General features: G+C 72.9%; 13 protein-coding genes. 2 read left to right on the top strand and 11 right to left on the bottom strand.

The window, feature by feature from the left end; all coding sequences use genetic code 11:
* Positions 1-462: 462 nt before the first annotated feature.
* The 5 genes from proC to ACFWBY_RS28640 all read right to left on the bottom strand — a co-directional run bounded on the left by proC (position 463) and on the right by ACFWBY_RS28640 (position 3,961).
* Positions 463-1,272 (bottom strand): pyrroline-5-carboxylate reductase, encoded by an 810-nt coding sequence (gene proC, locus ACFWBY_RS28660; protein WP_385331311.1) that lies wholly within the window; start codon positions 1,270-1,272, stop codon positions 463-465.
* Between the two features lie 115 nt (positions 1,273-1,387).
* Entirely contained in the window at positions 1,388-2,125 is a 738-nt protein-coding gene (locus tag ACFWBY_RS28655; RefSeq protein ID WP_385331308.1) for an ABC transporter permease, read from the bottom strand.
* The gene (locus ACFWBY_RS28650; RefSeq protein WP_385331306.1) at positions 2,122-2,943 is read right to left on the bottom strand and encodes an ABC transporter ATP-binding protein; all 822 of its coding nucleotides are present in this window, start codon (positions 2,941-2,943) and stop codon (positions 2,122-2,124) included. Before ACFWBY_RS28650 ends, ACFWBY_RS28655 begins: the two co-directional genes overlap by 4 nt.
* A 70-nt stretch (positions 2,944-3,013) precedes the next feature.
* Entirely contained in the window at positions 3,014-3,574 is a 561-nt protein-coding gene (locus ACFWBY_RS28645; protein WP_385331304.1) for a hypothetical protein, read from the bottom strand.
* A gap of 84 nt (positions 3,575-3,658) precedes the next feature.
* Positions 3,659-3,961 (bottom strand): peptidase, encoded by a 303-nt coding sequence (locus ACFWBY_RS28640; RefSeq protein WP_385331302.1) that lies wholly within the window; start codon positions 3,959-3,961, stop codon positions 3,659-3,661.
* A gap of 107 nt (positions 3,962-4,068) precedes the next feature.
* Between ACFWBY_RS28640 and ACFWBY_RS28635 the strand changes: the two genes are divergently transcribed.
* Positions 4,069-6,177, top strand: a complete 2,109-nt coding sequence (locus ACFWBY_RS28635) for a serine/threonine-protein kinase (RefSeq protein WP_385331299.1) — start codon at positions 4,069-4,071, stop codon at positions 6,175-6,177.
* Between the two features lie 117 nt (positions 6,178-6,294).
* Here the strand turns inward: ACFWBY_RS28635 and ilvD are convergent, their stop codons facing one another.
* From ilvD to ACFWBY_RS28615, 4 genes are all read right to left on the bottom strand, one after another.
* A complete protein-coding gene (ilvD, locus tag ACFWBY_RS28630) occupies positions 6,295-8,145 on the bottom strand; it encodes a dihydroxy-acid dehydratase (RefSeq protein WP_385331296.1) in 1,851 nt (616 codons plus the stop codon).
* A gap of 137 nt (positions 8,146-8,282) precedes the next feature.
* On the bottom strand, positions 8,283-8,906 hold the full coding sequence (locus tag ACFWBY_RS28625) for a TetR family transcriptional regulator (RefSeq protein ID WP_385331293.1): 624 nt from the start codon (positions 8,904-8,906) through the stop codon (positions 8,283-8,285).
* On the bottom strand, positions 8,903-9,781 hold the full coding sequence (locus ACFWBY_RS28620; protein ID WP_385331291.1) for a sugar phosphate isomerase/epimerase family protein: 879 nt from the start codon (positions 9,779-9,781) through the stop codon (positions 8,903-8,905). Before ACFWBY_RS28620 ends, ACFWBY_RS28625 begins: the two co-directional genes overlap by 4 nt.
* A gap of 50 nt (positions 9,782-9,831) precedes the next feature.
* Complete coding sequence (locus tag ACFWBY_RS28615) at positions 9,832-10,770, bottom strand: Ppx/GppA family phosphatase (protein ID WP_385331289.1); 939 nt, start codon at positions 10,768-10,770, stop codon at positions 9,832-9,834.
* 63 nt (positions 10,771-10,833) lie between these two features.
* Here ACFWBY_RS28615 and ACFWBY_RS28610 point away from each other — a divergent pair, with 63 nt between their 5' ends.
* Positions 10,834-11,736 carry a hypothetical protein gene (locus ACFWBY_RS28610; RefSeq protein ID WP_385331286.1) on the top strand — a complete coding sequence of 301 codons (903 nt, stop codon included), beginning with the start codon at positions 10,834-10,836 and terminating at the stop codon, positions 11,734-11,736.
* A gap of 80 nt (positions 11,737-11,816) precedes the next feature.
* On the opposite strand, the gene ACFWBY_RS28605 is transcribed toward ACFWBY_RS28610, so the two are convergent.
* Positions 11,817-12,185, bottom strand: a complete 369-nt coding sequence (locus ACFWBY_RS28605; protein WP_385331284.1) for a hypothetical protein — start codon at positions 12,183-12,185, stop codon at positions 11,817-11,819.
* Positions 12,185-12,691 (bottom strand): DUF6232 family protein, encoded by a 507-nt coding sequence (locus ACFWBY_RS28600; protein ID WP_385331281.1) that lies wholly within the window; start codon positions 12,689-12,691, stop codon positions 12,185-12,187. Before ACFWBY_RS28600 ends, ACFWBY_RS28605 begins: the two co-directional genes overlap by 1 nt.
* Between the last annotated feature and the right edge of the window lie 153 nt (positions 12,692-12,844).

Here is a 12,844-nt window from a genome sequence, read left to right as displayed (position 1 = left end):
AGACTCTTTCGTGTCCGATTCCCGGTCGAAGCGGGTTTCGCTTTCCAGTTCTTCGCTTTCGCGTTTCCCTTTCCGGCGATTCCGACTCTATCAGATCCTTTCGGGCCTGACTCCCAGTCAGCGGGATGTGCTGCTTGGGCTGTTGGGCCCTTGCGGCGAGTGAGACAGTAGCGGATTCCTTGCCCCCGAACCTAATCGGCGGCTGCGTCCGTGGACGCGGATTCCTCATTCGCAAATACGCATGAAAACGAGACGACACAGTGCGTCGTTCGTTCGAAGTGAGTAGTGCGGGATGGTTGTCCGGGGACCGACCGGGGTCGGCGCTCACTTCGGACAACTCGAAGAACCTTACGGATCGGGCACAGGTGTGTCAACCCCTGCCTCGGCGTCACCCGGGAGTGCACACGCAGCCGGTCTACCTGCTGGAGTGCACGGCCTCGGCGGCCCCGGACGGGCCGGGTGTCAGCTGTTGCCGGAGGCGAGTTCGCGGCTGCGGTCGCGGGCCGCTTCGAGCGCGGCGATCAGGGCGGCGCGGACGCCGTGCTTCTCCAGCTCCACGATCGCGTTGATGGTGGTGCCGGCCGGGGAGGTGACGGCCTCGCGGAGCTTGACCGGGTGTTCGCCGCTGTCGCGGAGCATCACGGCGGCGCCGATGGCGGCCTGGACGATGAGGTCGTGGGCTTGGGCGCGGGGCAGGCCGAGGAGGATGCCGGCGTCGGTCATGGCTTCGACGAGGAAGTAGAAGTAGGCCGGGCCCGAGCCGGACAGGGCGGTCGCCGCGTCCTGCTGGGACTCGGGGACGCGCAGGGTCTTGCCGACGCCGCCGAAGATCTCCTCGGTGTGGGCGAGGTGCTCGGCGGTGGCGTGGCTGCCGGCCGAGATGACGGACATGGCCTCGTCGACGAGCGCGGGGGTGTTCGTCATGACGCGGACCACGGGCGTGCCGGGAGCGAGCCGTTCCTCGAAGAAGGAGGTCGGGACGCCGGCCGCGCCGCTGATGACCAGGCGGTCCGCGGGGACGTGCGGGGCGAGCTCTTCGAGGAGCTTGCCCATGTCCTGGGGCTTCACCGTGAGGATGAGGGTGTCGGCGCGCTTGGCGGCCTCGGCGTTGGAGACGGCCTCGACGCCGTAGCGGGCGACGAGCTCCGCCGCGCGCTCGGGGCGGCGGGCGGTGACCAGGAGTTTCGAGGCGGGCCGGCCGCCGCGGATCATCCCGCTGAGGAGGGCCTCGCCGATCTTGCCGGTACCGAGGACTGCGACTGTCTGGGTCATGCCCGATTCACCTCGCCGAACTGTTGGTGCGTGTACGCGTACCGCGTGTGCGTCTCATCCTTGCACCCGGGCGGGGCCCGGCGGCGTGGTGTCCACGGGCCGGTCAGGGGTGGGGTCAAGGGGTGCGGCGGCGGAGGGTGGCGGCGCCCAGGGCCAGGACGAGGAGCGCGCAGCCGGCGACGACGACGACGTCGCGGACGAAGTCGGCGGTCATGTCGGTGTGGGTGAGGACCTGGGACATGCCGTCGACCGCGTAGGACATGGGCAGGACGTCGGAGATGCCTTCGAGGACCGGCTGCATGGTGTCGCGTGCGGCGAAGAGCCCGCACAGCAGGAGCTGGGGGAAGATCACGGCCGGCATGAACTGGACGGCCTGGAACTCGGACGCGGCGAAGGCGGAGACGAAGAGGCCCAGCGCGGTGCCGAGGAGCGCGTCGAGCAGGGCGACGAGCATGAGCAGCCACGGGGACCCGACGACGTCGAGGCCCAGGACCCAGAGGGCGACGCCGGTGGCGAGCACGGACTGGATGACCGCCATGGCTCCGAAGGCGAGGGCGTAGCCGGCGATGAGGTCGCCCTTGCCGAGGGGCATGGCGAGGAGGCGTTCGAGCGTGCCGGAGGTTCGCTCGCGCAGGGTTGCGATGGAGGTGATGAGGAACATCGTGATCAGCGGGAAGATGCCGAGGAGGCTGGCGCCGATGCTGTCGAAGGTCTGCGGGCTGCCGTCGAAGACGTAGCGGAGCAGGATCAGCATCAGTACGGGGACCAGCAGCATCAGGGCGATCGAGCGGGGGTCGTGGCGGAGCTGGCGCAGGACGCGGGCCGCGGTGGCGGTGGTGCGGGCGGTGTTCATCGGGTGCTCCCCTGGTCGGCGGCGGCCTCGGCGTGGGCGGATGCGTGGGCGTCGGCTTCGTCGACGAGGCGCAGGAAGCCCTCCTCGACGGTGTCGGCGTGGGTTCGGTCGCGCAGGGCGTCGGGAGTGTCCTGGGCGAGGATGCGGCCCTCGCGCATGAGGAGCAGGTCGTGGCAGCGCTCGGCTTCGTCCATGACGTGGGAGGAGACGAGGAGGGTGGCGCCGCGGGTGGCCGCGATGTCGTGGAAGAGGGTCCACAGGTCGCGGCGCAGGACGGGGTCGAGGCCGACGGTGGGCTCGTCGAGGACGAGGAGTTCGGGGCTGCCGAGGAGGGCGACGGCGAGGGAGACGCGGCTGCGCTGGCCGCCGGAGAGGTTTCCGGCGAGGGCGGTGGCGTGGGTGGCGAGGTCGACGTCGGCAATGGTGCGGGTGACGGTCTCGCGGCGGCGGTCGGCGGCGGCCCGGCCGGGGTCGAGGATCGCGGCGAAGTAGTCGAGGTTCTGCCGGACGGTGAGGTCGTCGTAGACGGAGGGTGCCTGGGTGACGTAGCCGATGCGGGAGCGGAGCTCGGGGTGGCCGGCGGGGCGGCCGAGGACGTCGAGGGTGCCGGTGACGTGGGCCTGGGTGGCGACGATGGAGCGCATGAGGGTGGATTTTCCGCAGCCGGAGGGGCCGAGGAGGCCGGTGATGCGGGCGCGGGGGACGTCGAAGGCGAGGGCGTCGAGGACGGTTCGGGGGTTGCGGCCCGTGCCGCGGCGGACGGTCAGGCCGTGGGCGTGCACGGCGGGTGCCGCCGCGGCCGCTCGATTATTCATCATGTGATGAATAATGCTCCCGGGGGTGCCGGAGCGCAAGCGTCGGACGGTCGGAGAGGGTGCCGGTCCTCGGCTACTTCTTGCGCTTGGGGCGGCGGGTCGCCGGGTTGCCCGTACGGGTGCTGCGCCGGCGGGCGAACTCGGCCGAGGCGCGCTCGTACTCGGCGCGGCGCAGCTTCTCGCCGGGGGCCTCGATGAGGCAGCGCAGGAAGTAGGCGATGAGGCCGCCGATGAAACCGATCGCCTTCAGGCCCTTGAGGGCCGCTTCGTCGGAGGACGGGGCCGGGCGGCGACTGAAGGAGTCCCAGGCCTTGACGAAGGCGATCGAGCTCGCGATGGCGAAGAGGACGACGACCGAGATGCTGAGGAACGGGCCGACGTCGCCGAGCTGCAGACCCTCGTAGGAGAAGCGGAGCAGGAAGGCGCTGACGACCGCGGCGGCCAGCGCGCCGACGGCGACCGCGACGCGGCGCAGGGCGTACGTACCGTCGTGGTTGACCCAGGTGGTGCCGAAGAACCTGATCGGTTCGGGCTCGGGGCCGACGGGCACCGGGGCCTGGGCCGCCGCGGGGGCCGGGGGCCGGGCCTGGGCGGCCGGCTCGGCGGGGGTCTGGTCTCGCTGGTCGTCGCTCACACTAGCGAGTATCCCCCGCCGGCCGGTGCGGGCCCGGGGTGTCTCACGGGTCAGACCGCGCGGACGGTCCGGACGGGCTTGGACTCAGGCGCAGTGGTTGGCGACGTAGCCGTCGCTGCCCGTCCTCACGTAGGCGTCCGAGACGAAGAGGCCGTTGCCGATGCAGTCCCAGATGTCCGTGGTGCCGTACGGCCCGCTGACCCACTCGCCGGGGGTCTGGCAGCGGATGGTCACGCTCGCGCCGTAGGGCAGCACCTTCTCGACGGAGAAGTTGGTGCCGGGGCCGCTGCGGACGTTCACCCGGTAGCCCGGGGCGACCGGGAACGTCTGGTAGCCGGAGCCTGCGGTGAGGCCGGCCACCGGGCTTGATTCGTGCTCGACGGACATGTCTGATTTCCCCCCCATGGGTGCTGCCCTGCGCAACTCGCGCAGGGTAGCAGGACCTTGGAGATTCGCACGGGCCATCGACTAGGCTCCGGCGGGGGTGGTGAGCGGTGCATTCGCTGCGCGCGGACTACGTGGGGTTTCCGGAGTATGCCGGGCAGTACCGGCTCGAATCCGTGCTCGGCTCGGGCGGCATGGGCGTCGTCCACCTGGCCACCTCCGAGTCGGGGCTGAAACTCGCCGTCAAGATCGTGCACGCCGAGCACGCCGTGGATCCGGAGTTCCGGGCGCGGTTCCGGCAGGAGGTCGCGGCCGCCCGCCGTGTGAGCGGGGCCTTCACCGCGCCCGTCGTGGACGCGGACCCCGACGCCGAGCGCCCCTGGATGGCGACCTCGTTCATCGATGCCCCGACGCTCGCCGAGCGGGTGCGCGAACGGGTGCTGGAGCCGAGGGAGCTGGCCCGGCTCGCCGCCGGACTGGCGGAGGCGCTGCGGGACATCCACCGGGCGGGCGTGGTGCACCGGGACCTGAAGCCCAGCAACGTGCTGATGGCTCCGGACGGTGTCCGGGTCATCGACTTCGGCATCTCGCGGCCGGCCGACAGCGATCTGCGGACCGAGACCGGGAAGCTGATCGGGACCCCGCCGTTCATGGCGCCGGAGCAGTTCCAGCGGCCCCGCGAGGTCGGGACCGCGGCCGACGTGTTCGCCCTGGGAGCGGTGCTGGTGCACGCGGCGACCGGGCGGGGCCCCTTCGACTCCGACAGCCACTACCTCGTGGCCTATCAGGTGGTCCACAGCGAGCCCGACCTGACCGGCCTGCCGGAGCGGCTCGTACCGCTCGTCGCGCAGTGCCTGGCGAAGGATCCGGCGCAGCGGCCGAGCGCCGGCGCGCTGATCGCGGCGCTGCGGGCAGTGGCGTACCCGACGGACCTGGACACCCAGACCTTCGTCCCGAGGCCGAGGCTGCCGTCCGAGGCGGAGGAGGTCACGCACCGGCGGGACCGCGTCACGGGGCCGGACCCGGCGCCCGCGCCCCGGCGCGGACGGCTGACGCGGGTGGCCGCCCTGGCGGGGATCGGGCTGCTCCTCGCGGGCGGGGCCGCCGGTACGTACCTGCTGACCGGCTCGGACGGTGGTCCGCCCGCGCCCGCGCGGCGGACGGACCCGCCGGTGGCGGTCCCGGTCGCCGCTCCGTGGCAGATGTCGCTGGGCGACCGGGCCGCGGCGTGCTCCTGGCAGGCGGCGGCGCTGTACTGCTCGGGGGCCGGTCTCACGGCGGCCCGGATCGACCCGGCGAACGGGGCGGTCCTGTGGTCGGTGAACTCCGCGCAGGGCGCCGCGAGGACCGCGGCTCCGCTGTACGGCGGCGGGCTCGTCCTCACGGCGCCCGCGGGCGGCCGGCTGCTCCAGGCGCTGGATCCGGGGACGGGCGCGGAGCGGTGGCGGCGGAACCTGCCGTCGGGGGCGAAGGCCGTGTCCGCCGGGACCCTGGTCGTCGTCGCGGGGGCGGACGGGAAGGCGACCGCGCTGGACGCGGCCACCGGGACGGTGCGGTGGGCCAAGGACATCGGCGGGCTCGGTTCCGTCTGGTGCGCGGGACCCCAGGAGGCGGACGGTGCGGTCGGCGCGCTGTACGTCTCCACCCCGGCCGGGGACGGGAAGTCCACGCAGGTGGTGGAGGTCGACCCGGCGAGCGGGGCGCCGCGCGGGCAGGTGCGGGTGGCCGGGACGGTGGAGCCGTTCGCGGTGGCGGGCGGCAGCCTGCACCTGCTGGACAGCGACGCTGAGCTGATGACGCACGCGGTCGTACGCGTCGACCTGCGCTCCCGGGCGGTACGGACGACCCGGCTGCTGGCTCCGCTGCTCCAGGCGCAGGCGGCGGCGGGACCCGACGGGGAGGTGTACGTCTTCGGCACGTCGGGCGCGCTGGCCGCCGTGGGCGTCGAGCGGGAGGAGTGGCGGCTGGAGACCGGGGTCAGTGCGGCCTCGCGTCCCGTGCCGGGCGAGGGCCGGGTCTACCTCACCGCGCTGGACGGACGGCTGCTGGCCGTGGACACGGCGACCAAGCGGCTCGCCGGGCAGACGAAGCCCCGTATGGGCAGCGACAAGCAGGCGGCGAACCTGCCCGCGCCCGTGGTCGGGGGCGGGCGGGTGTACGCGTCGGCGCCGGACGGCAGCGTCTTCGCCGCACCGGCCGGGGATCCGGCCGGCTGGTGAAACGCGGCCGCCCCGCCCGAGAGGTCGGGCGGGGCGGCTGTCGTACGGGGGCGGGCCCGCCGGTCGGCGTCCGGCGCGGGCGGCGGGAGGCCCGCCGGGCCGGCGCGGGCGCGGGTGTCAGCCCAGGCGGGAGACGTCGCGGACCGCGCCCTTGTCGGCGCTCGTCGCCATCGCGGCGTAGGCGCGCAGGGCCGCCGAGACCGTGCGCTCGCGGTTCTTCGGGGCGTAGACGCCGCCGAGGGCCGCGTGCCGGGCCGCCAGCGTGGCGTCGTCGACGAGGAGCTCGATGGAGCGGTTCGGGATGTCGATGCGGATCCGGTCGCCGTCCTCGACGACCGCGATGTCACCGCCCGAGGCCGCCTCCGGGGAGGCGTGGCCGATGGACAGGCCGGAGGTGCCGCCGGAGAAGCGGCCGTCCGTGACCAGGGCGCAGACCTTGCCGAGGCCGCGGCCCTTGAGGAAGGACGTCGGGTAGAGCATCTCCTGCATGCCGGGGCCGCCGCGCGGGCCCTCGTAGCGGATGACGACGACGTCGCCCTCCTTGATCTCCTTGCGGAGGATCTTGTCGACGGCCTCGTCCTGCGACTCGCAGACCACGGCCGGGCCCTCGAAGGTCCAGATCGACTCGTCGACGCCCGCGGTCTTCACGACGCACCCGTCGGCCGCGATGTTGCCGCGCAGGACGGCGAGGCCGCCGTCCTTGGAGTACGCGTGCTGGACGGAGCGGATGCAGCCGCCCTCGGCGTCGAGGTCGAGGGTCTCCCAGCGCTCGGACTGGGAGAAGGCGGTGGCGGAGCGCTTGCAGCCGGGGGCCGCGTGCCACAGCTCCATCGCCTTGGCGGAGGCCGTTCCGGAGCGGGCGTCCCACTGGGCCAGCCAGTCCTCCAGGCCGTCGGAGTGGACCGAGGTGACGTCCTTGTTCAGGAGGCCGCCGCGGTGCAGCTCGCCGAGGATGGCGGGGATGCCGCCGGCCCGGTGGATGTCCTCCATGTAGTACGTGCCGCCGGGCGCCACGTTCGGCGCGACCTTGGAGAGGCAGGGGACCCGGCGCGAGACCTCGTCGATGTCGTGGAGGTCGTAGTCGAGGCCGGCTTCCTGCGCGGCGGCGAGGAGGTGCAGGATCGTGTTCGTGGAGCCGCCCATGGCGATGTCGAGGGCCATGGCGTTCTCGAAGGCCTGGCGGGTGGCGATGTTGCGCGGCAGGACCGAGTGGTCGTCCTGCTCGTAGTACCGCTTGGTGATCTCGACGACCGTGCGGCCGGCGTCCTCGTAGAGGGCTCGGCGGGCGGTGTGGGTGGCGAGGACGGAGCCGTTGCCGGGCAGGGCCAGGCCGATGGCCTCGGCCAGGCAGTTCATCGAGTTGGCGGTGAACATGCCGGAACAGGAGCCGCAGGTGGGGCAGGCGTTCTCCTCGATGCGCAGGACGTCCTCGTCGGAGACGTTCTCGTTCGAGGCGTCGACCATCGCGTCGATCAGGTCGAGCTTGCGGACGGTGCCGTCGACGAGGGTGGCCTGGCCGGCCTCCATCGGGCCGCCGGAGACGAAGACCACGGGGATGTTCAGGCGCATCGCGGCCATGAGCATGCCGGGGGTGATCTTGTCGCAGTTGGAGATGCAGATCAGGGCGTCGGCGCAGTGGGCCTCGACCATGTACTCGACCGAGTCCGCGATCAGGTCGCGGGAGGGCAGCGAGTACAGCATTCCGGCGTGGCCCATCGCGATGCCGTCGTCGACGGCGATGGTGTTGAACTCGCGGGGGATCGCGCCGGCGGCGCGGACGGCGTCGGAGACGATGCGGCCGACCGGCGCCAGGTGGGTGTGGCCGGGGACGAACTCGGTGAAGGAGTTGGCGACCGCGATGATCGGCTTCCCGATGTCCTCGCTCGCTACGCCCGACGCACGCATAAGGGCGCGTGCGCCCGCCATGTTGCGGCCGTGGGTGACGGTGCGGGACCTCAGCTCGGGCATCGGGTTCACTCCCCATGAGTGCGGTGGCGGGTGAACGCCTGCCGCGACTGTGGATATGGCTCGGTTACGAGGCTACGCCCCTCGCCCGCGATACGGACACCGTGTCCGCATGACGGGACGGTCGGCTCAGTACTCGGTCACTCTCCGGTGAGGTAGCGCTGGAGGGTGGGGGCCACCAGTTCGATGATGGTCTCCGGGTCCGCGGACGCGAGGGGCTCGACCTGGACGACGTAGCGCAGGACCGCGATGCCGACCATGTGGGAGGCGGCGAGCTCGGCGCGGAAGGTCGGGTCGGGGACGTCGAGGTCGGCGGCGATCCGCTCCAGGAGCCGGTGCAGGATCAGCCGGCGCAGCACCTTGGCGGCGGCCTCGTGGGTGAGGGCCGAGCGCATCACGGCGAGGAGCGGGGTCCGGGTGACCGGGTTCTCCCAGATGCCGAGGAAGTAGCGGGCGAGGCGCTCGCCGATGCCGTCGGCGCCCTCCGCGAGGAGCCCCGGGACCAGGAGGGCGGGCTCCATGCTGAGCTCGATCGCGGCGGCGAAGAGGTCGTCCTTGCTGCCGAAGTAGTGGTGCACCAGGGCCGGGTCCACGCCGGCGGCCTTGGCGATCCCGCGCACGGAGGTCTTGTCGTAGCCGCGGGCCGCGAACTCGGCGCGGGCCGCGAGGCGGATGCGCTCCTGGGTGCCGGGGCCGTCGTCGGCCTCGTCCTGGCGGGGGCGGCCGGGGCCGCGGCGGGGGCGGGGAGCCTCGGCGGCGGTCACGGGCGCGCCGGGGTGGTGGGGGACGCCGGGGAGGCGGGGGACGGCGGAGTCGTGGGGGCCGCCGAGGGGGCCGCGGACGTCGCGAGGTGGAGGCGGGTGAAGGCCAGGGCCTCGGCGAGGTCGGCCTCGCGCTCGGCGGAGGACATCGCGCGGCGGGTGTTGACCTCGATGACGACGTGCCCGTCGAAGGAGGTGGCGGCGAGCCGCTCCAGCAGCTCGGCGCAGGGCTGGCTGCCGCGGCCGGGGACGAGGTGCTCGTCCTTCGCGGAACCGTTCCCGTCGGCGAGGTGGATGTGGGAGAGCCGCTCGCCCATCCGGTCGATCATCGCCATCGCGTCGGTGCGGGCCGTCGCAGTGTGGGAGAGGTCGACCGTGAAGTGGCGGTAGTCGTCCTTGGTGACGTCCCACTCGGGCGCGTAGGCGAGCATCTCGCGGTCGCGGTAGCGCCAGGGGTACATGTTCTCGACGGCGAACCGGACGTCGGTCTCGTCCGCCATCCGCCAGATGCCGGTGACGAAGTCGCGGGAGTACTGGCGCTGCCAGCGGAACGGCGGGTGCACGACGACCGTGGACGCCCCGAGCCGCTCGGCCGCCGCCTGGGCCCGCTGGAGTTTGGTCCACGGATCGGTCGACCAGACGCGCTGCGTGATCAGGAGGCAGGGGGCGTGGACGGCCAGGATCGGGACCCCGTGGTGGTCGGAGAGCCGGCGCAGGGCGTCGACGTCCTGGCTCACCGGGTCCGTCCAGACCATGACCTCCACACCGTCGTAGCCGAGGCGCGCGGCGATCTCGAATGCGGTCGCCGTCGACTCCGGATAGACGGAGGCGGTGGAGAGGGCGACTTTCGCGGTCGGGACCCGGACTGGTTTTGCCACGGGGACAGGGTATCGGGGGCGCGGTGGCGGGGGCGCGCCCCCGCCGTCCCTCACGCTCCGGGCGCGGGCAGGTGGTCCAGGCGACGCAGGATGACGCCCTCGCGCAGGGCCCACGGGCAGATTTCGAGGGACTCCACGCCCAGCAGGTCCATCGCGCCCTCCGCGACCAGCGCGCCCGCGAGGAGCTGGGAGGAGCGCCCCTCGGAAACCCCGGGGAGCGCGGACCGCTGGTCGGTGGTCATCGCCGCCAGCCGGGGCACCCACACCTCCAGGGACTTGCGGGTCAGGTCGCGCTGGACGTACAGGCCGTCCCCCGACCGGGCCGCGCCCGCGATCCGGGCCAGCTGCTTGAACGTCTTCGACGTCCCCACCACCCGGTCCGGGATCCCGAAGCGGCTGAACTCGCCGACCGTCCGCGCGATCTGCGCCCGGACGTGGCGCCGGAGCGCGCGGACGGCGTCCGGGCCGGGCGGGTCGCCCGGCAGCCAGGCCGCCGTCAGTCGCCCGGCTCCCAGGGGCAGGGAGACGGCCTTGTCCGGGTCCTCGTCTATGCCGTACGCGATCTCCAGCGAGCCGCCGCCGATGTCCAGCATGAGGAGCTTGCCCGCCGACCAGCCGAGCCAGCGGCGCGCCGCCAGGAAGGTCAGGCGGGCCTCGTCGTCGCCGCTCAGCACCGGGAGGTCGATGCCGGTCTCCGCCTTGACCCGGCTCAGGACCTCGTCCGCGTTCGTGGCCTCCCGTACCGCGCTCGTGGCGAAGGGGAGTACGTCCTCGCACCCCTTGTCCTCGGCGGCATGTACGGCTCCCGCGATGACGCGGACCAGTCGCTCGACGCCCTCCGGCGTCACCGCGCCGTGCTCGTCGAGGAGCTCCGCCAGGCGCAGTTCCACCTTGTGCGAGTGCGCCGGCAGCGGGCGCGCGCCGGGGTGCGCGTCCACCACCAGCAGATGGATCGTGTTCGAACCCACATCAAGGACACCGAGTCTCATGGGGGGAAACGCTACTGGGCCCATGACGTGGCGATGGAGTAAGGGGCGCTTAGGCTTGAGTTTGTGCCAAATACGAAGAAGGCCAACAAGTCCAAGCCGCGGTCGGACGAGCAGTCGGGCGAGCAGTCGAACGGGCGGGCGGACAAGGCGAAGTCCTCGAAGTCCCCGAAGTCCCCGAAGGCCTCCCCGGCGACGAAGGACGTCGTCGGCGACGAGAAGGGGCTCGACTTCCCCCGGGCGTGGGTGGAGTTTCCCGACCCCGCCGACGAGGAGCAGGTCTTCCGCTGCGACCTCACCTGGCTGACCTCGCGCTGGACCTGCATCTTCGGCAGTGGCTGCCAAGGCATCCAGGCCGGCCGGGCGGACGACGGGTGCTGCACGCTCGGCGCGCACTTCTCCGACGAGGACGACGAGAAGCGGGTCGCGGAGAACGTGGCGCGGCTCACGCCGGAGCTGTGGCAGTTCCACGACGTCGGCAGCGAGACCGGCTGGACCCAGCACGACGACGACGGGGAGAAGCAGACCCGCCGCTGGGACGGCGCCTGCATCTTCCTGAACCGGCCCGGCTTCCCGGCCGGCGCCGGCTGCTCCCTGCACATCCTGGCGCTCAAGAGCGGCCAGGAGCCGCTGGAGACCAAGCCGGACGTGTGCTGGCAGCTGCCGATCCGGCGCACCTACGACTGGATCGAGCGGCCCGACGACACCCGCGTGCTGCAGGTGTCCATCGGGGAGTACGACCGGCGCGGCTGGGGCCCCGGCGGCCACGACCTGCACTGGTGGTGCACGTCGGCCACGTCCGCGCACGGCGCCGGGGACCCGGTGTACGTGTCGTACCGCGCCGAGCTGACGGAGCTCATGGGCAAGGAGGGGTACGCGGAACTCGTGCGGCTGTGCGAAGCGCGGCTCGCCTCGCTGCTGCCGATGGCTCCGCACCCCGCGGACCCGGTCGGTCCGGCCCAGGCCTGACCCGCGCCGCGCCCGGGCCCGTCGCGAGGAGCCCTGGCCCGTCGCGAGGAGCCCGGGCGGCGCGGCCCGCGGGGCGGCCCTCAGCCCAGGCCCAGCATTCCCAGGATCGCGGTGACCAGTTCGGCCACGGGCCGGCCGATCTCGCCGGCCAGGGTCGCGATGCCGAGTACGGCCATCAGGGCACTGTGCCGGGCTTCCGGCGGGCTCTCCTCCGCGATGATCACGGACAGGTTGCTCTCGATGGCTCCGGCGCTCGCGGGCGCGACCTGGGCCCGCAGCGCGTCGAGCAGGACGGCGAGCTGCCGGACGGCTTCCTGCGGGGTGGGGGGCGCCTGCGGGGTCCCCGCTCCCACGGTCGGGGACTGGATCTTGACGATGCCGATGTTGCGCGTCCCGTCGTTCATGTGGACCACGTCGCCGTAGTGGTACGGGGCCTCGCCGCCGCTCATCACGCCACCTTTCCGGTGTTGCCCATGCCGCCGGTCATGTTCACGCTGTCGCCGAAGTGGTAGCGCCTGAGATCCACGTCCAGCCGCTCCACCCGCACGGAGAACTCCGCCTCCGGGTGTTCGATGGCGTGGACGATGTGCCCGACCAGCTCGCGCAGCGCCGCCCGCTGCTCCAGGGTCACGACGGCGACGGCCGCGCCGGCGGTCTCCACGGTCAGGGCGTAGCGGTCGGGCCGGGTCAGCCGGAACACGAGCTGCGAGAGGAGGGCGACCGCCGCCACGACGACGAGGGGCCCGGCGGCCGCTAGCGGGTCGCCCCGCGACTCCCCCATGACGGCCTGGAGCACGAAGAGGATCACGGCCGCGATCGCGAGCCACTTCAGGAAGTCCAGGAGGATCTGCCCGCGGTCGGGTTTGAGCACGAAGGTCCGTACCCGGACGATGTTGCTCAGGGGGTACGCCGCCTCGCCCACCCACAAGAGGCGGCTGCTGACCCGCAGGTACACACCGGATCCGTTGTAGGCCGGTGGCGGTGGGGACGCCGCGGAGGCCGGGGGCGGGGCGGACGGCGGCCGGTGCGGCGGCCGCGGTGGCGGTGTCGGTGCGGGCGCTGTCGGTTCGGGCGCTGTCGGTGCGGGCGGTGGCGGTGCGGGCGGTGG

The sequence above is a fragment of the Streptomyces sp. NPDC060049 genome, assembly GCF_042736715.1.
Classification (GTDB): Bacteria; Actinomycetota; Actinomycetes; order Streptomycetales; family Streptomycetaceae; genus Streptomyces.
This window is presented reverse-complemented; position numbering and strand designations above follow the sequence as displayed.